The sequence below is a fragment of the Rhodococcus sp. 05-2254-2 genome, from assembly GCF_002259095.1.
Lineage (GTDB): Bacteria > Actinomycetota > Actinomycetes > Mycobacteriales > Mycobacteriaceae > Rhodococcoides.
Window position 1 is genome coordinate 396,885 of record NZ_NOZJ01000009.1, and the last position, 26,653, is coordinate 423,537.

Below are 26,653 nucleotides of genomic sequence, written 5' to 3' on the forward strand. Positions count from 1 at the left end.
TACTCCTGCTACGAGCTTCCACGCACGAGGGGAAGCGCGATCAGTCGAACTGCGGGTCCTCGTTGCGGCTGCGCTTGAGCTCGAAGAAGTGCGGGTACGACGCGAAGATCACCGATGCGTCCCACAGTTTGCCTGCCTTTTCGCCACGTGGGATTCGGGAGAGCACAGGGCCGAAGAAGGCCACGCCGTTGACGTGGATGGTCGGGGTGCCGACATCGGGTCCGACCTTGTCCATGCCTGCGTGATGGCTGGTCCGCAGGTCCTCGTCGTGGTCGGTGTTCTCGGCTGCCTTCGCCAGGTCACCGGGCAGGTCCAGTTCCGCCAACGACTCCGCGATGACGACGTCGAAATCCTTGTTGCCCTCGTTGTGAATTCGCGTTCCCATGGCCGCGTACAGCGGGTCGAGGATCTCGTCACCCTTCAGCTTGGCTGCGGCGATCGCAACGCGGACCGGCCCCCAGGCCTTCTTCATCATCGCGGCGTACTCCTCGGGCAGATCGCGGCCCTCGTTGAGCACTGCCAGGCTCATGACGTGGAAGTTCACATCGATGTCTCGCACCTGCTGCACTTCGAGAATCCACCGCGAGGTGATCCAACACCACGGGCACAGCGGGTCGAACCAAAAATCCGCAGTGTCTTTCTGTCCTGAACCGGCCACTGTCCTACTCCTTGGAAGTCGAGGTCATCGTGTCTTCATTGCGTAACAACCGCACACCGCGCAGACATTCCGCACGGCCCGTCGGCCAGCGCGCGGTACGCGTGACGTGATGGGATGGACGGCACTACCCATAACTACACGAAGAGGTGTCGACTGAAGTGGTTGCTCCCAACCTGACGCGTGACCAAGCCTCCGAGCGTTCGGCGATCATCGGGGAAACGAAGTACGCGATCGTTCTCGATCTCACCGACGGCGAGGGCAATCCGGGCGAGAAGACCTTCCGCTCGCTCACCACCATCACGTTCGCGGCAACCGCCGGGGCGTCGACTTTCGTGGACATCATCGCGAGCAAAATCCGCTCCGCGACGCTCAACGGCACCGGTATCGATACCGCGAACTACGACGAGTCGACGGGCCTCGCGCTCGAGAATCTGGCCGAGCACAACGAGCTCGTCATCGACGCCGATTGCCTCTATTCGCACACCGGAGAGGGCCTGCACCGCTTCGTCGACCCGTCCGACGATTCGGTCTACCTGTACTCGCAGTTCGAGACCGCCGATGCCAAGCGCATGTTCGCCTGCTTCGATCAGCCCGATCTCAAGGCCACCTTCGATGTGAAGGTCACCGCGCCGGAGAGCTGGGCCGTCATCTCCAATGCCGCGCACGCCGCCGAGCCTGCAGCGGGCGAGCACGTGTTCGACACGACCCCGTCGATGAGCACCTACCTCGTCGCGCTGATCGCCGGGCCGTACGCGGAGTGGACCGACTCGTACACCGACGACCACGGCACCATTCCCCTCGGAATCTATTGCCGCGCATCACTTGCCGAGCACATGGACGCGGAACGCCTGTTCACCGAGACCAAGCAGGGCTTCGGTTTCTACCACGAGAACTTCGGCACTCCCTATGCCTTCGGAAAGTACGACCAGCTGTTCGTGCCCGAGTTCAATGCCGGCGCGATGGAGAATGCCGGTGCCGTCACGTACCTCGAGGACTACGTCTTCCGGTCCAAGGTGACACGCGCCTCGTACGAGCGTCGCGCCGAGACCGTGCTGCACGAGATGGCACACATGTGGTTCGGCGACCTGGTGACCATGACGTGGTGGGACGATCTGTGGCTCAACGAGTCGTTCGCGACGTTCGCTTCGGTGCTGTGCCAATCCGAGGCAACCGAGTACACCAACGCGTGGACCACCTTCGCCAACGTCGAGAAGGCCTGGGCGTACCGCCAGGACCAGCTGCCGTCGACGCATCCCATCGCCGCCGACATTCCCGATCTCGCGGCCGTGGAGGTCAACTTCGACGGCATCACCTACGCCAAGGGCGCGAGTGTGCTCAAGCAACTGGTGGCGTACGTCGGTAAGGAGGACTTCCTCGCCGGCTTGCGTGCGTACTTCGTCGATCACGCCTTCGGCAACGCCACGTTCTCGGATCTTCTTGCAGCACTGGAGAAGTCGTCGGGACGCGATCTGTCCGATTGGGGCGCCCAGTGGCTGCGCACCACCGGCCTGAACACCCTGAGTCCGGACTTCGACGTCGACGCCGACGGCAAGTTCACCCGCTTCTCGGTGCTGCAGACCGGTGCGGCCCCGGGTGCAGGCGAGCATCGCGTACACCGCATCGCGGTCGGCATCTACGACGACGTCGACGGCAAGCTGGTGCGCACCGACCGCGTCGAACTCGACCTCGATGCTGCCGAGTCGACGACTGTCGACGCGCTGGTGGGTGTCTCGCGTGGCAAGCTCGTTCTGGTCAACGACGACGACCTGACGTACTGCGCGGTGCGTCTCGACCCGGATTCACTCGATGTCCTGCTTTCCCGAATCGGCGACATCGCCGAACCACTCCCCCGCACCCTTGCGTGGTCGGCGGCCTGGGAAATGACTCGGTCCGCCGAGATGAAGGCGCGAGACTTCGTTGCCCTCGTCCAGCGCGGAATCGACGGTGAAACGGAAGTGGGTGTGGTGCAACGTCTTCTGCTTCAAGCGCAGACCGCCATCACCAGCTACGCCGATCCTGCGTGGGCAGCCGAACACGGTACCCCCGAGTTCGCCGATGCTCTGCTCGAGCTGGCGCGTGGCGCCGAAGCAGGCTCGGATCACCAGCTGGCCTTCGTCAACGCCCTCACCGGCATCGAACTCGGCGATCGCCACATCGAGGTGCTGCGCGCATTGCTCGACGGTGACGTCGACGGTCAGTCCCTGTCCGGTCTGGGAGTCGACACCGATCTGCGGTGGCGCATCGTCACGGCCCTGGCCGGTGCCGGGGCCATCGACGCGGATGGACTGGAATCGCCGGTCATCGACGCCGAGGCGGGCAAGGACAACACCGCTGCCGGGGCTCGATCGGCTGCGGCGGCACGTGCTGCACGCCCGAGCGCGGAGGTCAAGGAACAGGCGTGGACCACGGTGGTCGACGACGACGCGGTGCCGAACATCACCGCTCGCTCGATCATCGGCGGCTTCGCCGGCCCCGGTCAGGGCGAGCTGCTCGAACCGTACGTCGCTCGCTACTTCGACGCCATCGAAGGTGTGTGGTCTCGTCGATCCAGCGAGGTCGCGCAGACCGTGGTGATCGGGCTCTATCCGTCCTGGTCGATCAGTGAGCAGTCACTGGCGGCCGCGGACGAGTTCCTGGACGGTGATCTGCCGCCCGCCCTTCGGCGATTGGTGATCGAGGGACGGGCCGGCGTCGTCCGGGCTCTCGCTGCGCGGGAGTTCGACGCGAGCTGATCTGGACGGCACAGACGACGAGGGCCGGTTGCCCACCGCGAGGTGGACAACCGGCCCTCGTCGTGGAAGCGCGGTCTGGAGGTGGAGAGTTACGGGCTGAGGATGGACGCGGTCATCACCCGGACGGCAGTGACCAGACCGTCGATGAGATTGCCGTCGCGGAACGGACCGAGCGCGGCGGTGACACCCAACTGTGCAACCCGGTCGGTCGCACGGTTGGACACTCGCCTGCCGGTGCGGATCTCGAGAGCATGCCGATTGGGGTCGACGGCGACCAGGACCGAACGGATGGCATCGGGTGTGCCGGGGAACACCGAATCCGCACCCGCAGCGGGATCTACGCCGAGATCACCGATGTAGACGTTGAACCGGATCTTGGTCTGTCGAATCGCCTGCGTGAGTGCATCGTCGAGTGCAACCAGGTCCTGCGTCGCGAACGGCAGGTGCTCGGGGTTGGTCGTCCCGAATTCGTGAGCAGCCGAGATGCGGCCGCTCGCGGTGAGGGCTGCACCGACGGGCAGGTCTTCTTCTCTGACGTCACTGCGGACGAGTTCACCACTTGCCACTTGCGGAACCTCCGATCGAGTCGGCTGTGTCGGCACCGTGCGAACCGTGACCTCCGAAAGGAGTCACCTCGTCCGTAGCAGTCCACAGCAATGGCTCGCGCGTCCACTCGTCCGTCAGTCGGTAGGGCGGAACGTCCATACCGGGCTGCTTGTCGGTCAAGTAGGACAACGCGCCGAGGAGTCCGATCACCGCAACCGGAATCACCCCGAATATCAGCGTGGTCTCAAAAATGCTCACAGGGTGTGACGTTAGTCGACAATTGCGCGTCGGACCACGTCGGGGCCGGTGTTGTGACCGAAAAGTGCAGGCGTACCCGCGTCAGGCAGCGCCCTCACCGAGGTACGCGAGCCAACTGGGATCCAGCTCCTTCGTCGTCGCCAACAGTCGCCAGTGCGGACCCTTCGGCGGCACCAACTGGGCGCGCAACGTCCAGCCGATCTCACTGAGCAGTTTGTCCGCCTTGCGATGGTTGCACGAGGCGCAGCAGGCGACACAGTTCTCCCACGAGTGGCCACCTCCGCGGCTACGCGGAACCACGTGGTCGACGGTCTCGGCCTTGCTTCCGCAGTATGCGCACCGGAACCGATCGCGGTGCATCAGCGCCTGTCGGGTCATGGGTACCCGGGCTCGATACGGAACACGGACGAACGTCCGCAGTCTGATCACCGACGGCACCTGCACCGAGCGGTCGGCCGACCGGATGAACGGCCCCTCCGGATCGTCGTGCACCACGTCGGCCTTCCCACAAACGAGAAGAACCACCGCCCGGCGCATCGGAAGCGCGGTCAGTGGTTCGAAGGTGGCGTTGAGGAGCAGCACACGGCGCTTGACCCACGCCGGTACGGCGTCGTCGCCTGTAGCACTGTGGGCCGTCGGCACCACACGCAGCGGAGAAGCCCCCGAGGCCGTCTCACGCTGGTCGTGCGTGGTGCGGCCCTCAGTGGGCGGGAGTTGTCGATGGCGGTGTTGCGAGTTCTTCATGCGTTGCTCCAGAAACAGTCGGCGCCCGCGCATGGCTTGCGTGGAACACGAGTCACAGTGGAACACGAATGCACCCTCCTCGCACAGCCTTTTTCCCGGCATTTTCTGTTGCCGATCGGTGAACATCTCGCATCCTCGCGTTCACGAACGACGAACGACGGCTCCATGCGCTGCGTGACTGGCAAGATTTCTGCGTCTCCGTAGACTTTTCGGGTGTCTGTATCAACCTTCCTGTCCGCATCGTCCCTCTCCGAACCGTCGCTGTTGCGAGATCTCGACACCCGAGCGTTCGAGCTGACGGAGACCGGACGCGACTGGTTGGTCGATCGTCCGCTGCAGGCTCTCGGCTATCTGGCCCTCGCCATCGTGCTGCGCCTCGTCCTGCACAAACTGATCGACCGATTCACCCGCAACAACGTCGGGAAGTCTCCGACGCTGCTGCGTCCGCTGCGCGAGCGTTCGTCGAGCACCGTCAAGGGCGCGATTCTCAACGAGCGGCGCAAACAGCGTGCCAACACGATCGGCTCGGTGCTCAAGTCCGCCGTCTCGGTCATGATTCTCACGTGGTTCGTGCTGTCGGTGCTCGACGTCGTGGGGGTCAACGTCGCTCCGTTCATCGCCTCGGCCGGGATCGTCGGCGTCGCCCTCGGCTTCGGTGCGCAGAACCTGGTCCGAGACTTTCTCTCGGGTATCTTCATGCTCCTCGAGGACCAGTACGGAGTGGGCGACGTCGTCGACCTCGGTGAAGCGACCGGCACGGTCGAGAGCGTCGGGCTACGCGTCACGACGATCAGGGACGTCAACGGCACCGTGTGGTACTGCCGCAACGGCGAGGTGCTGCGCGTGGGCAACATGAGTCAGGGCTTCGCGGTCGCCGTGTTGGATCTGCCCGTGTCCCACACGGCCAACATCGACGAGGCCCGCGCAGTCGCCGAACGCACCACGCTGGCGGTGGTGGAATCGAAGGACTTCGCCGATGACATCCTCGAACCGCCCGAGATGCTCGGTGTCAACGCGGTCAGCGCCGACACCGTCACCATCCGCATCACGATCAAGACCCGCCCCGGACGCCAGTGGGCCGTACAGCGCAGACTGCACCAGGAGATCCTCCAGGCGTTCGACGATGCCGACATCAAGGCACCGTACGCACTGGGTCGCCCGGGTGGGGTCGTGGCCGAGCGAGGCAGCTGAGGGACAATGGACGTGACCGACGCCGACCAGGAACGAACAGAGAGAGTGTGATGACCGAACCGCAGCAGACGTTCTACGACGCGGTAGGCGGTGCCGAGACGTTCCGGTCACTCACGGCGAAGTTCTACGAGGAAGTCGCCAAGGACGAGATAGTGCGGCCGTTGTACCCCGAGGAGGATCTGGCACCGGCCGAACGGCGGATGCGGATGTTTCTCGAGCAGTACTGGGGCGGTCCGCGAACCTACTCCGACGAGCGTGGCCATCCTCGACTTCGTATGCGCCACAACCCGTTTCGGATCGGACCGATGGAGCGAGACGCGTGGCTGCGCTGCATGCACATCGCGATCGCGTCGATCGCCCCCGAGGTCATGGACTCCGCGCACCGAGCCCAGTTGATCGACTACATGGAGATGGCCGCCAATTCGATGATGAACTCGGCGATCTGACGGCCCCGACAGCGCAGCGGGCTACAGCGATCCGACGCGCTGCGGGCTCTTCCCGCCGACGGCGACCTTGAGCTTGCCCACCCGCGCGCGAACGGAGCCGGCCACCTTGAGCGCGAAGCTCATGGGAGCGGGTAGGTGCTGGCGCAGGATGGCGTGCTTGCGTACGTAGTTCTCCACGTGCCACTCCGACCAGGTGCCCGCACGGAACAGTGCGGCATCGCCGGGAAGCAGGGTGCGCGGTGCGTGGTCGTCACTCGAGACGGTCACCGAACCGTCCATGATGTGCACGATCTCGTCGACGGCGAAGTACCACCGGAAGCGTCCTGCCGTGCAGTCCCACACGTTGGTGGTGGTGGTTCCGTCGATGCTCTTCGACCACTCGGCGAGGCGAGCCTGCGGGTTTCCTTCGAGAATCCAGGTCGGCTCGATGGGGCTGTCGTTCAGCGCGATGTCGCCGAGTCGTACGGCTTCGATGGTCGAAGTGATCATGGTTTCCGTCGCGTCCTCACCGTCGGGCGCGGCTTCCGCCGCTACTTGTTCCAGGAGCAGAACATACAACACTTTCCCAACGAACCGGCAGGAGTCGGTCATGTGAATGAGCACAAAGCTTTACTGTTCGTTGACCTACGAGGCTGCCTCCTGTCGTGCCCGAACGCCCCTGAATCGTTCTGCGGCCGATCGTTTGGCACTATTGCCCCTTGTGACCGATCCGATCGAAAGCTCCGAGCTGTTGTGGTGGCAGGACGCCGTCTTCTACCAGATCTATCCCCGCTCGTTCGCGGACTCCAACGGTGACGGCATCGGCGACCTCGACGGAATTCGTGACAAGCTCGGCTACCTGGAGCTGCTGGGAATAGACGCAGTCTGGATCGGACCCATCACCCGGTCGCCCATGGCCGATCACGGGTACGACGTGTCGGATCCGCGTGACATCGACCCCCTGTTCGGCAACCTGGAGATTTTCGACGCGTTGGTCGACGAAGCTCATGCGCGCGACATCAAGGTCACGATGGACCTGGTGCCCAATCACACCAGCAGCGAGCACCCGTGGTTCCGATCGGCCCTGACGGCGGCGCGCGGTAGTGCCGAGCGTGCTCGCTACATCTTTCGAGACGGACGTGGTGACGACGGTGCGCAGCCGCCGAACAACTGGCCGAGCATCTTCGGTGGCCCGGCCTGGACTCGGATCACCGAGCCCGACGGATCCCCCGGTCAGTGGTACCTACACATCTTCGCGCCCGAGCAACCGGATCTGAACTGGAACAACCCGGAGGTGTTCGACGACTTCGCGCGCACCTTGAGATTCTGGCTTTCCCGCGGCGTCGACGGCTTCCGGCTCGATGTGGCGCACGGTATGGCCAAACCCGTCGACCTGGCCGACATGAGTCTCGAACTCAACGCGTTGATGAAGAACGACGACGACGATCCCCGGTTCAACAATCCTCGGGTCCACGACCTGCATCGACGCATCAGAGCCGTCATGGACGAATTCCCCGAAGCGGTGACCGTCGGTGAGATCTGGGTGCAGGACAACGTGCGCTTCTCCGAGTACATCAGGCCCGACGAGTTGCACCTGGGTTTCAACTTCCGGCTGGCCAGTGTCGATTTCGACGCCGCAACCATCCGCGACGCCATCTCCAATTCCCTTGCCGCAGTAGAACTGGTCGACGGAACTCCGACGTGGACGCTGTCGAATCACGACGTCGAGCGTGAGGTCACCCGATACGGCGGTGGGGACCTCGGTCGGGCGCGCTCGCGCGCCATGATCCTCGTCGAATTGGCGCTTCCCGGAACGATTTTCGTGTACAACGGTGCCGAACTGGGGCTGCCGAACGTACAACTGCCCGACAGTGCGTTGCAGGATCCGGTGTGGGAGCGATCCGGGCACGCAGAGCGCGGCCGCGACGGCTGCCGAGTGCCGATGCCGTGGGAGGGGCACACACCACCGTTCGGGTTCTCCTCCACCGATCGAACATGGTTGCCGATGCCGGCCGAATGGGACGGGTACACCGCCGAGGCGCAACTCGAAGACGTCGATTCGATGCTGAGCCTCTATCGGACGGCGTTCGAGCTGCGGGCTCTACGTCCGGAATTCACCGGTAGCGGAGTCGATTGGTACGGATCTCCTTCCGGCTGCCTGGCATTTCGTCGACGCGGTGGCCTGATCTGCGCCTTGAACGCGTCGGAGGAGTCGATCCCGCTGCCTCCCGGCGAGTTGCTGCTGGCCAGTGCGCCGTTGGTGGACGGCAGGCTTCCGGCGAACGCCGCTGCGTGGCTCGTCTAACGCTCGACGGTGAGCGACAACTGTTGTCCCGCGCGACGAGCGAAGACGGAGCCGTAGCGGGCATCGAGACGTAGCCAGACCTTCGACACCCGCACCCGAACCACCTCGTCGGGCGCGATCCGATCCGGGTCGACGTCGACGGTCAACGGGTCGCTGCCACTGTGTGGCACGAAACCCATTGCGGTCAAGGCGAATACCGTTCGCATCGAGATCGAGACGTCGTCGTTCTCGCCCGCGACGTGCAGAACCTCCTGTTCGAGCAACGAACTCGGCGGACCGTGACTGCTGCCGTGCTCCTTGGCCAGTGCGACGCCGCGTTGCGCGAGCCCCACGAGCACCCGGGCCGGCACATCGTCGAGATGGCCGAAGCCGCCGTCCGGTGGCAGGGCTCCGCGCCAGGCGGAATCCATCGAAAATCCCGGGTCGATCACACCGTCGGTCGCCTGCTGCACCGCCGCGACCAACACGTCGGCACCGGCACTCGTGTCGTCGGGCACCACGGTCCCGGTGATGACCCGAGCCGCGAGAGCATCGAAACCCGTTGCCGCCCAGCAGGACACACCGCCGCCCGCTCGGGTCCGCATACGGATCACCGCAGCTTCGTCCAGACGCAGCGCCCTGGTGCAGAACGTCGCCAGGTTCTCCCGCTCGACCGCATCGGGAACGGTCAGTACGCGCTCATACACGCTGCCAGCTCACGAGAAACTCACGCTCTTCGGGAGTGAGCCGGCGCAGCCGCTGCGCATCGATGTCGAACGCCGCAATCTGTGTCGAGGCCACCACGGCCGCGGGAGTGTCCAACGACGCTCCCCGGGCTCGTACCTCGTATCCGACGACGAAGTCCACCGCCCGCACCGCGTCGATCCACATGAACACATCGAGGGGCCCGTCCTCGTGCCGGAGCTGGCCTCGATACTTCACGTGCAGATCCGCGATCACCGCGCCGTGGCGCAGGTTCGCCGTCGGCCTCCCGTCCACCAACAGCCAGGGAATGCGTGCCTCTTCGAGGAGAGTGACCATCCGGGCATGGTTGATGTGTTGATACACATCCATATCCGACCACCGCACGTCCACGGTGGCATGAAAGCCCACTCGCTCGGTTTCAGGTCGCTTGTCGGACAGATGGGCGTCGGGCACACTCACGTGGTCGTTTCCTCTTCTCGGTCGAGTATCGGCGGTCTCGCCCGTGGCGATGTGGTGCTGAAGGTCAGGGCACCATGTTGCGGACCTGTCGGGCAGCGACCGACAGGGTGGCCAGGTCGAGGGTTCCCGACTCGGCGATTTCGGTCAACGCCGCACGAGACCTCGCCAGACGAGACGAGTTGGTCGACTCCCATTCGGCGATCTTCTCCGCAACCGACTCGTCCGGCTCGCCGCCCGCCAATACGGCCTGCGTGATTCCCCGCAACGAGGAATACAGATCGTCGCGAAGAGCCAAGCGCGCCAACGAATGCCAGCGGTCTCCGCGGGCCAGCTTGGACACCGCGGTGAGCAACCAGTCGATACCGATGTGCGCATCGAGGGCGAAGTAGAGCTCGGCGACCTCGGCTCCGTCCCGGTCGACGATGTCGGCGATATCGATGATGTCGAGTAGGCAGTACACATCGAGCAAGCCGTAGATCCGGCGCGCCAGCTCGGCCGGCGCGCCGCGTTCGATCGCCGCAGCCGATCGGGAGTCCAGGTCGCTGGCTTGATGCCCGGAGATCCACCTGGACACCGACGGTTGCAGTGCCCGCACCTGACCGGCGTACCGACTGATCTCGGCGCCGACGGCCAGCGGCTGCGGACGGTTGGCCAGCAGCCAGCGCGAGACACGGTCGAGCATGCGACGCGACTCGAGCAACAGTTCGGCCGAGACCGCAGTCGGCACGTCCGCGGCCCTGATCGAGTTCCACACCTCGTCGAGTCCGAATATCTCGGTGGCGGCGGCGAAGGCACGGATGGCGTCGGTGCCTGCCGCACCCGAATCCTCGGTCAATCGGTAGGGGAACGTGATGCCACCGCAGTCGATGGCCTCGTTGGCCAGCGTCGTGGCCACCAGCTGCCGCCGGAGAGGATGCGTGGTGATCGCGGCGGCGTACGGCTCTCGCAGCGGCGCGGGGAAATACTTGGGCAGCCGCGGAGCGAAGACGTCACTGTCGGGCAGTTCGCTGTCGAGCAGTTCGGCTTCCAACGCCAGCTTCACGTGAGCCATCAGAGTCGCGAGTTCCGGCGAGGTCAGCCCGCGGCCGTCCTGTTTGCGACGCCGTAGATCCGCCTCGGTCGGTAGCGCCTCCAGTTCGCGATCGAGACCTCGGCGCACTTCCAGATCCTCGATCACTCGACTGTGCACGGTGACCAGGCTCGGTGCGTCGAACCTGGAGGTGCCGAGCAGTTCGTTCTGCATGATGTTGTCCCACAACACCAGCCGGCCCACCTCGTCGGTCATGGACGCGAGCAGCTCGTCCCGATCCTCGCGCGCGAGGTTGCCGTTGGTGATGGCCGTCTCCAACAGGATCTTGATGTTGACCTCGTGATCGGAGCAGTCGACACCCGCGGAGTTGTCGACGGCGTCGGTGTTGATCTTGCCTCCGGCAGCGGCGTATTCGATGCGGCCCAGTGCGGTGGCTCCGAGGTTGCCGCCCTCCCCCACCACGGCGGCGCGCACGTCGATTCCGTCGACCCTCACCGTGTCGTTGGCCTTGTCACCGACCTCGGCATTGGTTTCGGTGGACGCCTTGATGTACGTACCGATTCCGCCGTTCCACAGCAGATCGGCCGGGGCCCGAAGGATCGCGTTCACCAGCTCCGGGGGTGACAGCGCGACCACGGAATCCCCCAACCCGAGGGCAGCGCGCGCCGCCGCACTGATCGGGACCGACTTGCGCGTCCGCTCCCACACGCCGCCGCCCGCACTGATGAGCGAGGTGTCGTAGTCCGCCCACGACGACCGCGGCAGTGCGAACAACCGCTCCCGTTCGGCGAACGAGGACTCACGCTCGGGGTCGGGATCGAGAAAGATGTGCCGGTGATCGAACGCGGCGAGCAGGCGAATGTGCCGGCTGAGCAACATGCCGTTGCCGAACACGTCCCCGCTCATGTCTCCGACGCCGACGACTGTGAAGTCCTGGCTCTGCGTGTCGATTCCGAGCTCACGGAAGTGGCGTTTGACGCTCTCCCACGCACCCTTGGCGGTGATGCCCATGGCTTTGTGGTCGTAGCCCGCCGAACCACCGGACGCGAAGGCGTCGCCGAGCCAGAAACCGTACTTCGCGGCAACGTCGTTGGCCATGTCCGAGAAGGTCGCGGTGCCCTTGTCCGCGGCAACGACGAGATAGGTGTCGTCTCCGTCGCGGCGCACGACTCCGGTGGGAACCGTCACCGTTCCGGTAGCGCGGTCGAGATTGTCGGTGATGTCGAGCAGCCCGGCGATGAAGAGGCGGTAACAGGCCTTGCCTTCCTCGGCGTGGGCCTGGCGATCTCGATCGGCGTCACCGGTCACGACAGGGGGCCGCTTGACGACGAATCCGCCTTTCGCTCCGACCGGCACGATGACGGCGTTCTTGACCATCTGGGCTTTGGCGAGTCCGAGAATTTCGGTCCGGAAGTCCTCACGTCGATCCGACCAGCGCAGTCCGCCGCGGGCAACGGCTCCGAATCGCAGGTGCACACCTTCGACGCGGGGCGAGTACACGAAGATCTCGAACTTGGGCTTCGGCTTGGGCAATTCGGCGATCGATTGCGGATCGAACTTGAGCGAGAGGTACTCGCGATGGTCGCCGTCGACCCCCACCACGAAGTAGTTGGTGCGCAGGGTGGCACGGATCAGCTCGAACATGCTGCGCAGAATTCGGTCGGCGTCGAGACTGACGACCTCGTCGATCAGTTCACCCAGCTGAGTGCCGATCGACTGCGCGTTCTCCTCCGAACTCGCCTCGGGATCGAACTGCGCCTCGAACAACCCGACGAGCAGCCGCGCGGTGCGCGGGTGTGTCAGCAGCACACCCTCGATGTTGAACTGGCTGTAGGGAAAACCGGCCTGGCGCAAGTACTTCGCGTACGCGCGCAACACCACTGCCTGCCGCCAGTGCAGGCCGGCGCGCATGACCAGCTCGTTGAACCGGTCGGCCTCCGCCTCGCCGCTCCACACTGCCGCGAACGCATCGGTGAATCGGTGCTGCACTCGACTCTCGCGATCGGCGGTGCCCGCCTCGGACAACTCCGCGTCGATGTCACCGTCGATTGCCGAACGCAGCATCTCGCGTGAGGCCGAGAGCCCGAAATCGTAGATCCAGCAGGACATTCCGTCCGGCCGCACCACCGGGTACGGCCGTTCGTCGTCGACCTCGACGCCGAGACTCTGCAGGATAGGCAGCACCTGCGACAGCGAGACACCCGCGCCGCCGATGTACAGCGAGAAGCGCCAGCTACCCACGGCCGACTGCTCGTTGCGGTAGAGCTGCATGTCGATCGACTCGTCGCCGAGCCCTTCGAGGCGAGCGATGTCGGTCACGGCCCGAGCCGGACTGAAGTCCTGCTTGTAGGCCTCGGGGAACGCCTCTGTGTAGCGCTGGATCCGCAGCGGGTCCACGGTGCGGTCCAGCGAGACCGCGTCGCCGAGGGAGTCCTCCCAGGTTCTGGTGGTCTCGGTGAGAGCCGCCTCGATCCGGGTGATGTCCTCGGCGGCCAGCTCCGTCGATGCCGTTCCCGGCGTGCGGCGGACGGTCACGTGCAGCAGCGCCAGGTCCGATTCCGTCACGCGCGCCGTGTAGTCGAGAGAAGTGCCGCCGAGCTCACGGAGCAGCCGATCCTGAATGGCCAGCCGAACACGGGTGGTGTAGCGATCTCGCGGCAGGTACACCAGGGCGGAGACGAAGGACCCGCCGGCATCGGGCCGCACGAACAGCTTGACCTTGCGCCGACGGCCCAGTGCGAGAACAGCACTCGCGGTCTCGAACAGCCAGGCCGCCGAGGTGGCGAACAGTTCCGAGCGCGGCATCGACTGCAGCACTTCGAGCATCGCCTGACCCGAGAACGACCCGAGATCATGACCGGCCCTGGCGATCACCGAGCGCACCCGACGCTCGATCACCGGAATGTCGAGCACGTTCTCGTGGAGCGCGGTCACTGTGAAGACGCCGACGAAACGGTGTTCGGCGGAGTTCTCGGCGTCCAGAACACTGACGAAGTAGGGGTAGACGGCGCGGTGCACCGTCGCCGGACTCGCTCCCTGCGTCAGGGCGACCAGGTCGCGCTGACCGAGCGGCTCCGAACCGTGCACGTCGTGGGCCGCGTCGCGCAACACCCCGAGGCTGCTCGACTCCTCCCCGGTGGCCGTCCGTGCACCGTCGACGCCGCCGAGCCGGTACCGGCGGTAGCCGAGGAGCGTGTAGTGACCGTCGCCGAGCCAGCGCAGCAACGCGGCTGCGTCGCGATGTTCGACGGCGATGGCGGACTCCGCATCACCGGCCCGCTCGGCCGCACCGTCGAGGAGATCGGCGACCTCGGCCTGCACCCGACGCATGCGATCGGTGTCGCCGACGACCTGACGCACGTCGGCCAACACCCGGCTCGCCTCCGACTCCACGCGGTCGAGGGCCTCCGCGGGCGTGGACGGATGCAGCTGGACGTGAATCCAGGATTCGTGTCGACCGTCGGCGCTCGGACCCGTCAGCTCGCCGTCCGCGTCGCGGGCGACCGACAGAATGGGATGGACCACGTCGGTGTACTCGATGCCGAGTCGGGACAGCAGCGAGATGACCGACTCGACGAGAAGCGGCATGTCGTCGGTGACGATCTGCAGATAGCTGCCCGCGGCCTGATGGGCGGCCGAACTCGACTCGCTGGGTCGGTACACCGCTACGTTCGCGGTCTCGGGCAGCCGCTGAGCGGCCAACCGGACGTGCCGGTGAAAGGACGTGGTGTCGGGAGTGTGCGCGGACGCTCCGACGGCCGTCGTATCCACGTGCTCGAAATACTCGGCTTGCAATGTCGCCAGCCCGGCCAGGAGTCGGTCGTCGAGGCCGTCGGCCCAGTCGTTGTCGGGCAGGTCCAGCGAGCGTGGCATGGTGTTCGAGTACTCCCTCGTGAGGATTTTCCCGACGCCCGCCGATCGCCGGTCGTCGATGACTCCTCGACCTTAGTGTCGAACACCCTGTTACCGCAGTGACCTCGCTGAGCCGGCGCGTGGCGAACTACTCCGAGCCGAGATACTCCGCGAGAAGGTTCCTCTCGTCCTCCGACAAAGGACGAGAGGAAGACGTCGCGAGATCGAAGGCAACCATCAACGCTTCGGCATCCGCGCAGACTTTTCCGTCCCGGTCGGTCACCACGTGCCGGACGCCGTACGAGGTGGTCCCGATGCGGCTGATCCACAGCTCGATCGTCAGCGGACCCGAGTCGTCGAGGATCGGATGCAGAAAATCGGTGGTGAGTTTCCGCACCACCGCTGCGCCGCGCACACCCGGACCCCCGAAGACCGCGTTCAGGAACTGAACGCGGCCCTCCTGGAGGTATTCGACGAACCGGGTGTTGTTGACGTGGCCGAGACGGTCGGAATCACCCCACCGCACCTGAAGTGTGCAGGTGAAGGTTTTCGCCGGCATGTCAGTCTCTGGTCAGCTTTCGGTGCGTGACGCGATGCGGGCGAGCCGCGTCGGGTCCGAGGCGTTCGACCTTGTTGGCCTCGTAGCCCTCGAAGTTGCCCTCGTACCAGTACCACGCGGCCTCGTTGTCGCCGAAGCCACCTTCCCACGCCAGGATGTGCGTGCAGGTGCGGTCCAGGAACCACCGGTCGTGGGAGATGACCACGGCGCAGCCCGGGAATTCCTCGAGAGCGTTCTCGAGAGATCCGAGCGTTTCGACGTCGAGGTCGTTGGTCGGTTCGTCGAGCAGGATCAGGTTGCCGCCCTGCTTGAGCGTCATCGCCAGGTTCAGACGGTTCCGCTCACCACCGGAGAGCACTCCGGCAGGCTTCTGCTGGTCGTGGCCCTTGAACCCGAACGAGCTGATGTACGCACGCGACGGGAACTCCGAGCTGCCGACGGTGATGAAGTCCAGACCGTCGGAGACCGTCTCCCACACCGTCCTCTTCGAGTCGATGCCCGAGCGGTTCTGGTCGACGTAGCTCAGCTTGACGGTCTGACCGATCTTGACCTCGCCGCCGTCCGGCTCCTCGAGCCCGACGATGGTCTTGAACAGCGTCGTCTTACCGACGCCGTTGGGGCCGATGACGCCGACGATGCCGTTGCGGGGCAACGTGAACGAGAGATCCTTGATCAGCACGCGGCCGTCGAAGCCCTTGTCCAGGCTCTTGACCTCCACCACGACGTCGCCGAGGCGCGGCGGGTTGGGGATCTGGATCTCGTCGAAGTCGAGCTTCCTGGTCTTCTCGGCCTCGGCCACCATCTCGTCGTAGCGAGCCAGACGAGACTTGCTCTTGGCCTGACGTGCCTTGGCACCGGAACGAACCCAGGCGAGCTCGTCCTTGAGGCGCTTCTGCAGCTTCTGGTCCTTCTTGCCCGAGACCTCGAGACGCTCGGCCTTCTTCTCCAGGTACGTGGAGTAGTTGCCCTCGTACGGGTACAGGTGTCCGCGGTCGACCTCGGCGATCCACTGCGCGACGTGGTCGAGGAAGTACCGGTCGTGAGTGACGGCGAGAATAGCGCCTGCGTATGCGGCCAGGTGCTGCTCGAGCCACAGCACACTCTCGGCGTCGAGGTGGTTGGTGGGCTCGTCGAGCAACAGCAGGTCGGGCTTGCTCAGCAGCAGCTTGCACAGCGCCACGCGGCGCTTCTCACCACCGGAGAGGTTGGTGACGGGCGACTCGGGCGGCGGGCAGCGCAGCGCGTCCATGGCCTGTTCGAGCTGGGAGTCGATCTCCCAGGCATCGGCGTGGTCGAGCTTTTCCTGCAGCTCGCCCATCTCTTCCATCAGCTCGTCCGAGTAGTCGGTTGCCATCAACTCGGCGATCTCGTTGTACCGCTTGAGCTGGACCATCGTCTCGCCGAGACCGTCCTCGACGTTCTCGCGAACGGTCTTGGTGTCGTCGAGGACCGGTTCCTGCATGAGGATGCCGACCGAGGCACCGGGAGCGAGGAACGCCTCACCGTTTCCGGGCTGATCGATTCCCGCCATGATCTTGAGGATGCTGGACTTACCGGCGCCGTTGGGGCCGACGACGCCGATCTTCGCTCCCGGATAGAAGCTCATCGTCACGTCGTCGAGGATGACTTTGTCGCCGTGCGCCTTGCGCACCTTCTTCATGGTGTAAATGAATTCAGCCATGACACCCAGCTTATCGGTGCGAGTGGGTCTCCGGCACCACCGCCCGAGCGCGCAGCCGCCGCCCGCACTCGATCGAGGTTCCGATGCAGCGCGGACGGCGGATGCCGGGAGACCGTCAAGCCGGAACGGACTCGCGCACGTCGTCCTCGATGCGATCGTGGTCCCGATCCTCGTCCACAGGTTCGGTAGCTCCAGGATCGCCGTCCGGCGCAGCCTCGGGTGCCACCGCTTTGGTCCGATGGATCGAGACGTTGCAGCGCGCGAGATCCGGTCCGACGGCGCTGGCCCGCATCTCCAGATCGGCGCGTTCGACCCCGTCGCGGTTGGTGTACTCGTTGGTCCGCAGCTGCCCGTAGGCGATGATCGGGTCGCCCTTCATCAGCGATGCTCCGACGCCGCGCACGAGGCGCCGCCAGCACGTGACCGTCAGGTAGAGGGTTCCGCCGTCGGTCCACTCGCCGGTGTTGCGGTCCTGACGTCGGGCGTTGCTGGCCATCCGGAAGCTGAGGACCTCGTCGCCGGTGGGTGTGGAGCGCTTGACGGGATTGGTGATGACCGTTCCGACAACTGCGCACTGTGCTTCGTACATGATGTGTTCCCCCTCGATCGATGTCGCGTGGTTGCGATCGAGATCGACACTGCTACGCGGAAGGCGTCCGTGGTGAACGAGTCGGCGAAATGTGGACAACCGGCCGGCCTGTGGATGAAGCACCCGAATCGAGGCCCGCGCGACCCGAGAATGTCGGGACCGTGTGCTAGTCGGGAATCTCGGCGTACATGTGGCCGTCGAGCTCGGGGATCACTCGCCCCGCAGTGAGCGAAGCAACCAGTGCCGCAGTCGAATCGGCGTCCGGAACCGCGACGGTCAGTACCGCGGACGCGCCGTAGGAGGTGCCGACGACGACAACCCCGTGCCCGCGTAATTCCGATTCCACGCGACCGACCTCGGCGTGGTCGAGTTCGAGAGTCATGATCTCGCGTCGCTCCCGGGTCAGGAACATCGCTCCGGACAACGCCTCGGCCACCGCTCCGCCGTAGGCACGGGCCAGTCCTCCGGTGCCCAGCTTGGTTCCGCCGAAATATCTGCTGACGACCGCGACGACGTTGGTCAGGTGATGCCCGCGCAGCACGTCGAGCATCGGTGTACCTGCCGTCCCGCTCGGTTCACCGTCGTCGTTGGACCGCTCGATGCGCGGATCCGGCGGCGACAGATCGACGATGAACGCCGAACAGTGGTGGCCGGCAGCAGGATCGGCCTTGCGGGCCGCCTCGATCACCGCTCGCGCCTCGGCTTCCGTGGCCGCGCGATCGACGACCGCGAGAAACCTCGACTTCTTGATCTCGGTCTCGCACTCGACGCGACCGGCGATGGTACGCAGTGGGATCACCCGATCTCACTCATGCGGCAACACTGTCCACCACATCGTCTGCGGCTCGGACCAACTGGGCGTACATGCCGTCGTTCTCCAACAGGGACTCGTGGCTTCCGACCTCGCGAACGACGCCGTGATCGAGTACTGCGATGCTGTCCGCGCCGCGCACCGTGGACAACCGGTGCGCGATGAGGATGGTCGTTCGCCCGTTCATCAGTCCGTCGAGCGCGGTCTGCACTGCACGTTCGGTGCGATTGTCGAGGGCGCTGGTCGCTTCGTCGAGCACCAGGATCGGTGGATTGCGCAACACCGTTCGGGCAATGGCGATGCGTTGCTTCTCACCGCCCGAGAAGCGGTACCCGCGTTCGCCGACCATGGTGTCGTACCCGTCGTCGAGGCCGTCGATGAAGTCGTGGATCTGTGCCGTTCGGGCCGCCGCGAAAATCTCCTCGTCGGTGGCGTCGGGTTTGGCGAATCGCAAGTTCTCTCGAATGGTGGCGTGGAACAGGTACGTCTCCTGAGAGACGACGCCGACCAGGTCGGCGATGGTCTCCGAAGCCATCTCCCGCAGGTCGATGCCGTCGATCGTCACCGATCCGGCTGTCGGATCATGCAGCCGCGCAACGAGATAGCCCAGAGTCGTCTTGCCGGACCCGGTTGCGCCGACGAGAGCGAGTGTGCTGCCTGCCGGGACTTCGAGGTCGATGCCGCTCAATGTCGGAACTGTTGCCGAGGTGTAGGTGAAGTCCACGGCGCGGAAGGCGACGTCTCCGCGGACGGACTCGCGCGGCAGCGCCACCGGATGGGCGGGCTCGGCCACCTCGATCGGCAGATCGAGGTACTCGAACACTCGCCCGAACAGTGCGAGCGAGGCCTGCACCTCGACGCCGGTGTTGAGCAATTGCATGGTGGGCCGGAACAATTGGGTCTGCAGAGCGGTGAACGCGACGAGAGTTCCGATCGTCAGTGCGCTCCCCTGCCCGATGGTGATGCCGGCGAACCAGTACACCAGGGCAGGCATGACGGCGAAGCTGATCTGAATGGTGGCCATGCGCCACTTTCCCGCCATCATCGCTGCAAGTTCGACCCCGGCCACTTCGTGGGATCGGTCGGCGAACTTCTCGGTCAACACCTGCGCAGAGCCGGTGGTCTTGCCCAGCAGAATGCCGCTGACCGAGAGTGATTCCTCGATCTGCACCGATAGGTCGCTGAGCAACTTCTGTCGCTTGGTGGAGATCTTGCGCCGCTCGTCGCCGATGCGGCGAGCGACACGGACGAAGACCGGCAGGATGATCAACGAGAACGTGGCGAGCTTCCAGTCGAGCAGGAACAGGGCGACCACCGTCGCGGCAACGGTCGTCGCGTTCTGCGCGATGGACGTTGCGGTATTGGTGACCACCGATTGCATGCCGCCGATGTCGTTGGCGATGCGTGATTGCACCTCGCCGGTGCGGGTGCGTGCGAAGAATCCGAGGGATTGGCGTTGCAGGTGCGAGTAGACCTGGACGCGTAGATCGTGCATGAGTCGCTGACCGACGCCGTTGGACATCCAGGTCTGCACGACGCCGAGAGTGTTGGTGGCGACTGCAACTGCGATCATGCCGAGTGCGATCAGGCTGACGAGCGTGACATCGCGGTCGGGTATCGCATGATCGAGGAGTTCGCGGAGAAGCAAGGGGGACGCGAGCGCGATGATCGCGCTGACGACGATGATCGCACTGACGACGGCGATCTTGCGGCGGTAGGGCGTGAACAGAGCCAGGACTCGGCGCACGGGTGCTGGATCGGACGCGAGGAGAGAACGTTCGGGTCGGCTTTCCAAGTAGACCTCCGTGGTAGCTGAAGTAATATGCAGAGGCTACCTCACTATGAGGTAGTGAGCAACCGTCGCTATGATCCCGTACATGGAAACCGGACACTCGCCCAACCTGAGCGAGCAGTTCATGGCCGTCGCGCGGCAGATCCGGCGCAGCCACATGACTGCGTTGGAACCGTTCGGCCTCAATCCCTCACAGAGTCGGGCCCTGCACGTGTTGGCGCGCGAGCCCGAGTCCGTGCGACTACGCGATCTCGCCGAGCACCTGCGCATCGTCGCGCGATCGGCCACCGACATCGTCGACTCCCTCGAGGCGGCGCACCTGGTGATCCGGCAACAGGATCCGAGCGATCGGCGAGCCGTCCTGGTCGAGCTGACCGACACCGGCCGCGCGCTGTTGGACAGAATCGACGACGCGCGCCGTCAGGTGTCGTCGGAAATGTTCGACGGCCTCGAGCCCGCGGAACGCGACGAGCTGAACCGACTGTTGAGCAAGATCGCCGAGACCGGCTGAACCGACCGAGACTACTGCTCGCCGGTCCGTTCGCGTCGTGCGAGCTCGGCGAACATCGCGTTGTGCGCGGCCAGGTCGGCATCGTGATCGCGCTCGGCGGCGCGGTCACTGCGCCTGGCATCTCGATCGTCGCTGCGGGTCCATTGGATCAGCAGCGCCAGCATGACGAGCACCAGCGGAACCTCGCCTGTGGCCCAGGCGATACCGCCGCCGAGCTTCTGATCTCCGAGCAGGTCGGAGTTCCAGTCCAGCCCGAGCGTCCGGTAGAACCAGCCACCCATCACGGTGTTCATGCTCATCAGAGCCACTCCGAAGAAGGCATGGAACGGTAGCGATCCGAACACGACGGCGAGTTTGGTGACCGGAGCGATCTTGCGCGGAGACGGATCGACTCCGATGACGGTCCAGTAGAACAGGTAACCGCTGAGCACGAAGTGCAGGTTCATCAGCAGGTGCGCGCCGTGACTGTCCAGTACCGCCCCGAAGATTCCGCCGAGGTAGAGCACGTAGAAGCCGCCCACGAAGATCAGCGCCGCGACGAGCGGATGGGTGACGAACTGCGAAAGTCGACTGTGCAGGCCCATCAGCAACCACTCGCGCATCCCGGGGACGCCGTCCTTGCCTGCCGCAGGCAGTACCCGCAATGCCAGCGTCAGCGCGCCACCGAGCGCGAGGAGGACGGGGGCCAGCATCGAGAGCATCATGTGCCCGGTCATGTGCACGCTGAACACGGCCGTGGAATATCGACCGATTCCCGAGGACGTGCTGATCAGCAGCGTGAGGCAGCCCAGCACCCAGGCGACCGTACGGCCGACGGGCCACGCGTCTCCGCGCAGCCGCAGCCGGCGGACTCCGATCAGGTACACCACGGCCATGACGATCGCCGCGGTGCCGAAGATCAGATCGAAGCGCCAGTCCAGAGCCATGCGCGCGAACGTCGGCGGGCCACTGAGGTTGTACCCGAGTGCCGCTTCCGTGGTCGTGAGATTGGGGTCGATCTCGGCCGGCGGAGGTGTGCGGCCGAGCCCGACGGCCAGGCCGATGGTCGCAGCGAGGACCAGCACCTCGGCACCGGCGAATCGGAGCAGCGGCCCGCGGGCCGTGGGATCGGCGATCAGGGCCGGTAGGGCGCGACGGCGCTGCATCCAGCCGAAGCCACCCAGCACGATCAGGGCGACGATCTTGCCCACGATCAGCAGGCCGTAGGTAGTGGTGAACAGGTCGGCGAGCGAAACCCGGACCAGGGCGTTGATGACGCCGCTGATGCCCATGACCACGAAACAGACTCCGGCGATCGTGGAGAATCGGCGAGCCGCGACATCGGCGTGTGCACCGCGCCTGCGAACGTGCGCCAGCAGCGCGAACAGTCCGCCCGCCCAGAGCGACGCGGCCCCGAGGTGCAGGATCAAACTGTTGGTGGCGATGTCGTGCGAGCCGCCTGCCGAGGAGTGTCCGCTCAGCGCGATCGGCAGCAGCGTCGCGAGGGAGAACCCGAGCAGTGCGGGCGTCCAGGCCCACCGCAATACCGTGCGCGACGCGATGGCGAGCACAACGGCCATGATGGCGGTCCAGCGCCAGGCACTGGCGATCTCCACCTGGTCGAGCGCAATCCACAGGTTCGCCGGTTTGATGGCCTCGGCGAACGGCTGCCCCGAGGTGTCGGACAACGTCAAGGGCACCAGAAGCAGGGCGCAGACGGCCCAGATGATCGACGCCACCGAACCGGTCCGGACCGCGCGGTACCCGTCGACGTCGAGAATCCCGTTCTTCTGCGGCGGTACGAGGAACGCGGCCAGCAGAAAGGATCCGATGGCGATGACGGCGGCGATCTCGCCGATGGCCCTCAGCGCAGGCAGACCGTACGTGGTGGCCGGGCCCGGATCCGGGATTCCGAGCAATACCAGCGCATCGGAGGCGGAGAGCATCACGATGAGTGCGGCGACCACACCGGCGATGACGCCTGCGGTGGCGAACACCGTCGTGGTGGTCGACCGTGGATCGTCGTTCGTCGAACCGTCGTTCGCCCGGACATCGTCCGCCGGGAGTTCAGCGGTCGAGGGTTCGGGCTTCTCGAGATCCGGTGTTGCCATACCACCAGAGTAAGAGGTGATCGGAAGTACTCGAAACGCGAGTCCTACACAGCGTCGTACTTGTCCGTACTCACGGCGTCGCTCGCGTCGTGATGGATGCGGCCGTGTCGGGCGCGCAGCGGTTCACCGGTACCGCCCCAGCGGTGGGCGATGATCTCCGCTGCGATCGACACGGCCGTCTCCTGCGGGGTGCGCGCACCGAGATCGAGACCGATCGGGCTGGCCAGACGAGTGAGTTCCGTCTCCGTCAAACCCGAAGCCCGCAACCGAGCCATGCGGTCGTCATGGGTTCGGCGCGATCCCATCGCGCCGACGAACGCCAGCGATGGAATGCGCAACGCCACCTCGAGCAGTGGCACGTCGAATTTGGGGTCGTGGGTCAACACACAGACGACGGTGCGTTCGTCCACCTCCCCCGCCGCGAACTGCGCGGACAGATAGTCGTGCGGCCACGCGACCACGACCTGCTCGGCTGCGGGAAACCGCTGCGCAGTCGCGAAGACTGCCCGTGCGTCGCAGACCGTGACTCGGTACCCGAGGAATGCGCCCTGTTGCGCCACCGCGGCAGCGAAATCGATGGCTCCGAACACCAGCATCCGAGGCGGCGGAGCGTGGCTCGAGACGAACACCTCCATCCCCTCGCCCCGTCGCTGGCCGTCGGGGCCGTAGGTCAGGACAGCCGAACGGCCAGCGGCGAGAAGCCCTTTCGCATCGTCGGCCACGGCAGCGTCGGCACGCTCACTGCCGAGCGAGCCTCGGGTGCCCGATTCTCCGACGACGATCCTGCGGCCGAGCCGTTCCGGATCGCCGTGCGCGACAACTGTCGCCATCGCCACGGGCACATTGGCGCGAACGTCCGCGACGAGGGCCTCGAATTCGGGAAACGTCTGTCGGGTGAGCACTTCGACGAACACGTCGAGCGTTCCGCCGCAGGTGAGCCCGACGGCGAACGCATCGTCGTCCGATACCCCGTATCGGGTGAGCACCGGAGCACCGGTACGCATGACGTCCTGCGCGAGTTCGTAGACCGCGCCTTCGACGCAGCCGCCCGAGACCGAACCGGCTACCGCACCGTCGGAACCGACGACCATGGACGCTCCGACCGGACGCGGCGCGGAATCGAAGGTGCGGACCACCGTCGCGACCGCTGCCACGTCGCCGGACTGCCAGGTGCGCAACGCGTCGTCGAGGATGTCGTGCACAGCACCTCCTTCGACCTGGGGTCGGAACGCTTCCGAAACCACCGCTTTCCCGCTGCGACCATCGCCCAACCCATGCCGGCGCGATCGGCGTATACGGAAAGGTACACTCGTCAACCGTGCTCGAGCGGGTCCGCCCGCACGTGCCAGCCTCCGTAGCTCAGGGGATAGAGCAAGGGCCTTCTAATCCCTTGGTCGCAGGTTCGAATCCTGCCGGGGGCACCAGGTCAGAGGGCATATTTCGGTAAGTCACCAACTTCACGTACAGCATTCGTACAGCACAGCCGCCGATTCCGATCTCCGAGACGCCGCAGATCAGCGCGCACCCGCAGCATCGCCTCCACCACCGCCGGGTCGTCCGGGTCGAATCCCTCGTCGACGATCGCGGCTCGCTCTTCTGCATCCATACCCACTTCGACGTCGCTGGCCGACGTCCGGTTCCGGGAGAACCCATGCCCATATCCACAGCTCTGACGACGGCACGCCGCGGCACCGTCTTCCTGTCACTCGTCTGCTTCGCGATCTCGTACATCGCACTCGCAGATCTCGCACGTGTCGCCGGCCTCGGCCCCGAGGCGTACCTGTGGCCGGTCATGATCGACGGCACCGTGGTCATCGGAACCGTCTCCGTCGTCGCCCTCAGCCAGTCACGCGCCTCATGGTCACTACTCATCGCCGGAGCGTTCGTCTCCATCACCGGCAACGCAGTCCACGCCTGGATCACCCACCACTCGTGGATCTCGGTCGGGGTGGCGCTCACTCCCCCGATCTTCCTGCTGTGGACCACCTCGGTGACAGTCGAGCTCGGCCGGCGCGCGGAAGATACCGACCAAAAAGCCGACCAGCACGAACACCCCGAAATCACGGAAACGCCGGATACATCCCAAGTAGAAGTTGACCCTCGCTCCCGGGCGCTTGAGCTGATCGCCGAGGGCGGCGTGCCGTTCCGCGAGATCGCGCGCCGGGTCGGTGTCGACGACCGCACTGTCCGACGATGGCGGGACGACGCCAAAGAGACCGGAGCCGACAGTCTGGTAGGAGTAGCACCATGAAACGGACCCTCATTGCTGTCACCGCCTTCGTAGCCCTGACCGCGTGCACCACTGACAACACTTCACAGGAAGACTCTGCAGTGGCATCGACGACCACCACGGTTGCAGAGACCCCGCCGACGACCGCGACGGCAGAACCCACGCCCGCAGACGACCTGTACGGGGTCACACCCGACGGCCTGACCACAGCAGTGAACGTGCCGACCACCCTCACCGACGACGAGTTCGCGGCCGGATGCGCAGAGGCGAAGGCCGCGCTGGAAACGTTCGGCAGCAACGACCCCCAGGTTCTGCTGGCGATGATGCAGGCCGGCCCCGAGAATGCATCGGGGAACGTGTCGGTCGACGACTCCGGGAGCTGGTCCAGTGAGACGCCAGAGGATCAGGCGAACCTGATCGCGACAGTGAACGCCGCGGCGGCCGGCGATTGTTGAGTCGACACCAGGGATAGTTAGTTAGGTGAACGACCGAGTTTGACCTCTGTGGAACAATTCCGATTTCGGTGTTACATTGCGTCCATCTGGATGCTATACTTGTTTTATGGCAAAGACAGAGATCACCGCAAAGACGCTCACCGACATCATCACCGCAGCAGGCCACAGCCCCCGCCACTTCGACATCAAGGCCACCCTCGCAGCCATCACCGCCCACAACGAGGACGAGGACACCGCCGCCCCGGTCGACATCGAGACCGCCACCGAGTGGCTGGACGAGACAGGAACCACGGGCACCACCTACCAGCTCTGCCCCTGGCTCGCAGCCTGAGGGGCGGGCCAGTGCCCCGGGGCCACCCTGCCCATATCGTTTGTTTGCGTAACGAAAGTTATACGGGTAAGGCCGAGAGTGTTTCGCTCCCTAATGGTTTCGTGCGTCGGCCGTCCGTGATCCTTCGGGCCGGTAGCCACGCTCCCACTCGTCGACGGTCTCAACCGTCCAGCCCAGCGCCGAGGCCTGCCCCTCGCCGCTACCCACGCGGGCGTCTGCCTCCGGGAACTTGCCACCACGCCGCACCCAGGCTTTGAGCGTCCCCAGTGGGACGTCGTACCGGTCGGAGATCTCGCGCATGGAGAGGAACGTCTGAGTCATGCCACGACGGTACATCCATCTGGATGTTAAAACAATTCCCGGTTATGGCCTGCATTGCGTCCAGCTGGATGCTATGCTTTAGGTACACCACAACGAGGGAGAAGAAAATGAGCACCAACCACCAGATCATCACCAACCACCTCGAAACCGCACTCGAGATGCACCGGAACATCCAGCTCGGAGCCTGGGATCACGCAATCACCGCGCTAGCCCTCGCATCCGCCGCCGAACTCCCCCTCCTGATCGAAGAGGCCGAGGGCATCATGGGCCGCATCGAGCACGACTACAACTGCAAGTGGTGCGGCGGCGACCTGGACGCCGGCACCCCGCCCCAGAGCTTCTACTGCACCAACTGACCCGAGAGGGGCCGGGGGATACCCGGCCCCAGGCCGTCACTCT

25 protein-coding genes and 1 tRNA gene are annotated in these 26,653 nt (G+C 65.2%); 10 read left to right on the forward strand and 16 right to left on the reverse strand.

The window, feature by feature from the left end:
* Nucleotides 1-40 precede the first annotated feature (40 nt).
* Nucleotides 41-658 (reverse strand): mycothiol-dependent nitroreductase Rv2466c family protein, encoded by a 618-nt coding sequence (locus CH283_RS16495; RefSeq protein WP_094640232.1) that lies wholly within the window; start codon nucleotides 656-658, stop codon nucleotides 41-43.
* Nucleotides 659-816: 158 nt separating this feature from the next.
* On the opposite strand from CH283_RS16495, the gene pepN reads away from it, so the two are divergent.
* The gene (gene pepN, locus CH283_RS16500) at nucleotides 817-3,390 is read left to right on the forward strand and encodes an aminopeptidase N (RefSeq protein ID WP_094640233.1); all 2,574 of its coding nucleotides are present in this window, start codon (nucleotides 817-819) and stop codon (nucleotides 3,388-3,390) included.
* An 89-nt stretch (nucleotides 3,391-3,479) separates the two neighbouring features.
* On the opposite strand, the gene CH283_RS16505 is transcribed toward pepN, so the two are convergent.
* The 3 genes from CH283_RS16505 to CH283_RS16515 all read right to left on the reverse strand — a co-directional run bounded on the left by CH283_RS16505 (nucleotide 3,480) and on the right by CH283_RS16515 (nucleotide 4,938).
* Nucleotides 3,480-3,956: a DUF5130 family protein gene (locus CH283_RS16505; protein WP_094640234.1), complete on the reverse strand. Its 477-nt coding sequence runs from the start codon at nucleotides 3,954-3,956 to the stop codon at nucleotides 3,480-3,482.
* Entirely contained in the window at nucleotides 3,943-4,194 is a 252-nt protein-coding gene (ctaJ, locus tag CH283_RS16510) for an aa3-type cytochrome oxidase subunit CtaJ (protein ID WP_068052560.1), read from the reverse strand. Before ctaJ ends, CH283_RS16505 begins: the two co-directional genes overlap by 14 nt.
* An 81-nt stretch (nucleotides 4,195-4,275) precedes the next feature.
* A complete protein-coding gene (locus CH283_RS16515; protein WP_176460278.1) occupies nucleotides 4,276-4,938 on the reverse strand; it encodes an HNH endonuclease in 663 nt (220 codons plus the stop codon).
* 231 nt (nucleotides 4,939-5,169) lie between these two features.
* Between CH283_RS16515 and CH283_RS16520 the strand changes: the two genes are divergently transcribed.
* On the forward strand, nucleotides 5,170-6,129 hold the full coding sequence (locus tag CH283_RS16520; protein ID WP_068052588.1) for a mechanosensitive ion channel family protein: 960 nt from the start codon (nucleotides 5,170-5,172) through the stop codon (nucleotides 6,127-6,129).
* A gap of 50 nt (nucleotides 6,130-6,179) precedes the next feature.
* Entirely contained in the window at nucleotides 6,180-6,575 is a 396-nt protein-coding gene (locus CH283_RS16525; RefSeq protein ID WP_094640235.1) for a globin, read from the forward strand.
* 21 nt (nucleotides 6,576-6,596) lie between these two features.
* On the opposite strand, the gene CH283_RS16530 is transcribed toward CH283_RS16525, so the two are convergent.
* Complete coding sequence (locus CH283_RS16530) at nucleotides 6,597-7,064, reverse strand: cupin domain-containing protein (protein ID WP_094640429.1); 468 nt, start codon at nucleotides 7,062-7,064, stop codon at nucleotides 6,597-6,599.
* 211 nt (nucleotides 7,065-7,275) lie between these two features.
* On the opposite strand from CH283_RS16530, the gene CH283_RS16535 reads away from it, so the two are divergent.
* Complete coding sequence (locus CH283_RS16535) at nucleotides 7,276-8,859, forward strand: glycoside hydrolase family 13 protein (protein WP_094640236.1); 1,584 nt, start codon at nucleotides 7,276-7,278, stop codon at nucleotides 8,857-8,859.
* On the opposite strand, the gene CH283_RS16540 is transcribed toward CH283_RS16535, so the two are convergent.
* The 8 genes from CH283_RS16540 to CH283_RS16575 all read right to left on the reverse strand — a co-directional run bounded on the left by CH283_RS16540 (nucleotide 8,856) and on the right by CH283_RS16575 (nucleotide 20,271).
* Nucleotides 8,856-9,545, reverse strand: coding sequence for a hypothetical protein (locus CH283_RS16540; RefSeq protein WP_068052569.1), 690 nt, complete (start codon nucleotides 9,543-9,545; stop codon nucleotides 8,856-8,858). The genes CH283_RS16535 and CH283_RS16540 overlap by 4 nt on opposite strands.
* Nucleotides 9,538-10,002, reverse strand: a complete 465-nt coding sequence (locus CH283_RS16545) for an acyl-CoA thioesterase (RefSeq protein ID WP_068052572.1) — start codon at nucleotides 10,000-10,002, stop codon at nucleotides 9,538-9,540. Before CH283_RS16545 ends, CH283_RS16540 begins: the two co-directional genes overlap by 8 nt.
* A gap of 64 nt (nucleotides 10,003-10,066) precedes the next feature.
* A complete protein-coding gene (locus CH283_RS16550) occupies nucleotides 10,067-14,905 on the reverse strand; it encodes an NAD-glutamate dehydrogenase (protein ID WP_094640237.1) in 4,839 nt (1,612 codons plus the stop codon).
* Nucleotides 14,906-15,032: 127 nt separating this feature from the next.
* Nucleotides 15,033-15,443 carry an acyl-CoA thioesterase gene (locus CH283_RS16555; RefSeq protein WP_094640238.1) on the reverse strand — a complete coding sequence of 137 codons (411 nt, stop codon included), beginning with the start codon at nucleotides 15,441-15,443 and terminating at the stop codon, nucleotides 15,033-15,035.
* A 1-nt stretch (nucleotide 15,444) separates the two neighbouring features.
* Nucleotides 15,445-17,124: an energy-dependent translational throttle protein EttA gene (ettA, locus tag CH283_RS16560; protein ID WP_094640239.1), complete on the reverse strand. Its 1,680-nt coding sequence runs from the start codon at nucleotides 17,122-17,124 to the stop codon at nucleotides 15,445-15,447.
* 115 nt (nucleotides 17,125-17,239) lie between these two features.
* Complete coding sequence (locus CH283_RS16565; RefSeq protein WP_068050067.1) at nucleotides 17,240-17,713, reverse strand: single-stranded DNA-binding protein; 474 nt, start codon at nucleotides 17,711-17,713, stop codon at nucleotides 17,240-17,242.
* 166 nt (nucleotides 17,714-17,879) lie between these two features.
* Nucleotides 17,880-18,512 (reverse strand): IMPACT family protein, encoded by a 633-nt coding sequence (locus CH283_RS16570; protein ID WP_176460279.1) that lies wholly within the window; start codon nucleotides 18,510-18,512, stop codon nucleotides 17,880-17,882.
* A gap of 10 nt (nucleotides 18,513-18,522) precedes the next feature.
* Nucleotides 18,523-20,271, reverse strand: coding sequence for an ABC transporter ATP-binding protein (locus tag CH283_RS16575; protein WP_094640240.1), 1,749 nt, complete (start codon nucleotides 20,269-20,271; stop codon nucleotides 18,523-18,525).
* A gap of 130 nt (nucleotides 20,272-20,401) precedes the next feature.
* Here CH283_RS16575 and CH283_RS16580 point away from each other — a divergent pair, with 130 nt between their 5' ends.
* Nucleotides 20,402-20,827, forward strand: coding sequence for a MarR family winged helix-turn-helix transcriptional regulator (locus tag CH283_RS16580; protein WP_231893809.1), 426 nt, complete (start codon nucleotides 20,402-20,404; stop codon nucleotides 20,825-20,827).
* 11 nt (nucleotides 20,828-20,838) lie between these two features.
* Here CH283_RS16580 and CH283_RS16585 read toward each other — a convergent pair whose 3' ends face one another.
* Together CH283_RS16585 and CH283_RS16590 are read right to left on the reverse strand one after the other, a co-directional pair.
* Nucleotides 20,839-22,752, reverse strand: a complete 1,914-nt coding sequence (locus CH283_RS16585) for a cytochrome c oxidase assembly protein (RefSeq protein ID WP_255183252.1) — start codon at nucleotides 22,750-22,752, stop codon at nucleotides 20,839-20,841.
* Between the two features lie 209 nt (nucleotides 22,753-22,961).
* Nucleotides 22,962-24,119 carry an XdhC family protein gene (locus CH283_RS16590; protein WP_094640242.1) on the reverse strand — a complete coding sequence of 386 codons (1,158 nt, stop codon included), beginning with the start codon at nucleotides 24,117-24,119 and terminating at the stop codon, nucleotides 22,962-22,964.
* Between the two features lie 146 nt (nucleotides 24,120-24,265).
* Here CH283_RS16590 and CH283_RS16595 point away from each other — a divergent pair.
* The 4 genes from CH283_RS16595 to CH283_RS16615 all read left to right on the forward strand — a co-directional run bounded on the left by CH283_RS16595 (nucleotide 24,266) and on the right by CH283_RS16615 (nucleotide 25,933).
* Nucleotides 24,266-24,341, forward strand: a tRNA-Arg gene (locus CH283_RS16595).
* A 227-nt stretch (nucleotides 24,342-24,568) separates the two neighbouring features.
* Nucleotides 24,569-25,168 (forward strand): helix-turn-helix domain-containing protein, encoded by a 600-nt coding sequence (locus tag CH283_RS16605; RefSeq protein WP_094640244.1) that lies wholly within the window; start codon nucleotides 24,569-24,571, stop codon nucleotides 25,166-25,168.
* On the forward strand, nucleotides 25,165-25,602 hold the full coding sequence (gene lpqV / locus CH283_RS16610; RefSeq protein WP_094640245.1) for a lipoprotein LpqV: 438 nt from the start codon (nucleotides 25,165-25,167) through the stop codon (nucleotides 25,600-25,602). Before CH283_RS16605 ends, lpqV begins: the two co-directional genes overlap by 4 nt.
* A 106-nt stretch (nucleotides 25,603-25,708) precedes the next feature.
* The gene (locus CH283_RS16615; protein WP_094640246.1) at nucleotides 25,709-25,933 is read left to right on the forward strand and encodes a hypothetical protein; all 225 of its coding nucleotides are present in this window, start codon (nucleotides 25,709-25,711) and stop codon (nucleotides 25,931-25,933) included.
* Nucleotides 25,934-26,023: 90 nt separating this feature from the next.
* On the opposite strand, the gene CH283_RS16620 is transcribed toward CH283_RS16615, so the two are convergent.
* Nucleotides 26,024-26,254, reverse strand: coding sequence for a hypothetical protein (locus tag CH283_RS16620; protein WP_094640247.1), 231 nt, complete (start codon nucleotides 26,252-26,254; stop codon nucleotides 26,024-26,026).
* 107 nt (nucleotides 26,255-26,361) lie between these two features.
* Here CH283_RS16620 and CH283_RS16625 point away from each other — a divergent pair, with 107 nt between their 5' ends.
* Nucleotides 26,362-26,610, forward strand: a complete 249-nt coding sequence (locus tag CH283_RS16625; RefSeq protein WP_094640248.1) for a hypothetical protein — start codon at nucleotides 26,362-26,364, stop codon at nucleotides 26,608-26,610.
* The last annotated feature ends 43 nt before the right edge of the window (nucleotides 26,611-26,653 follow it).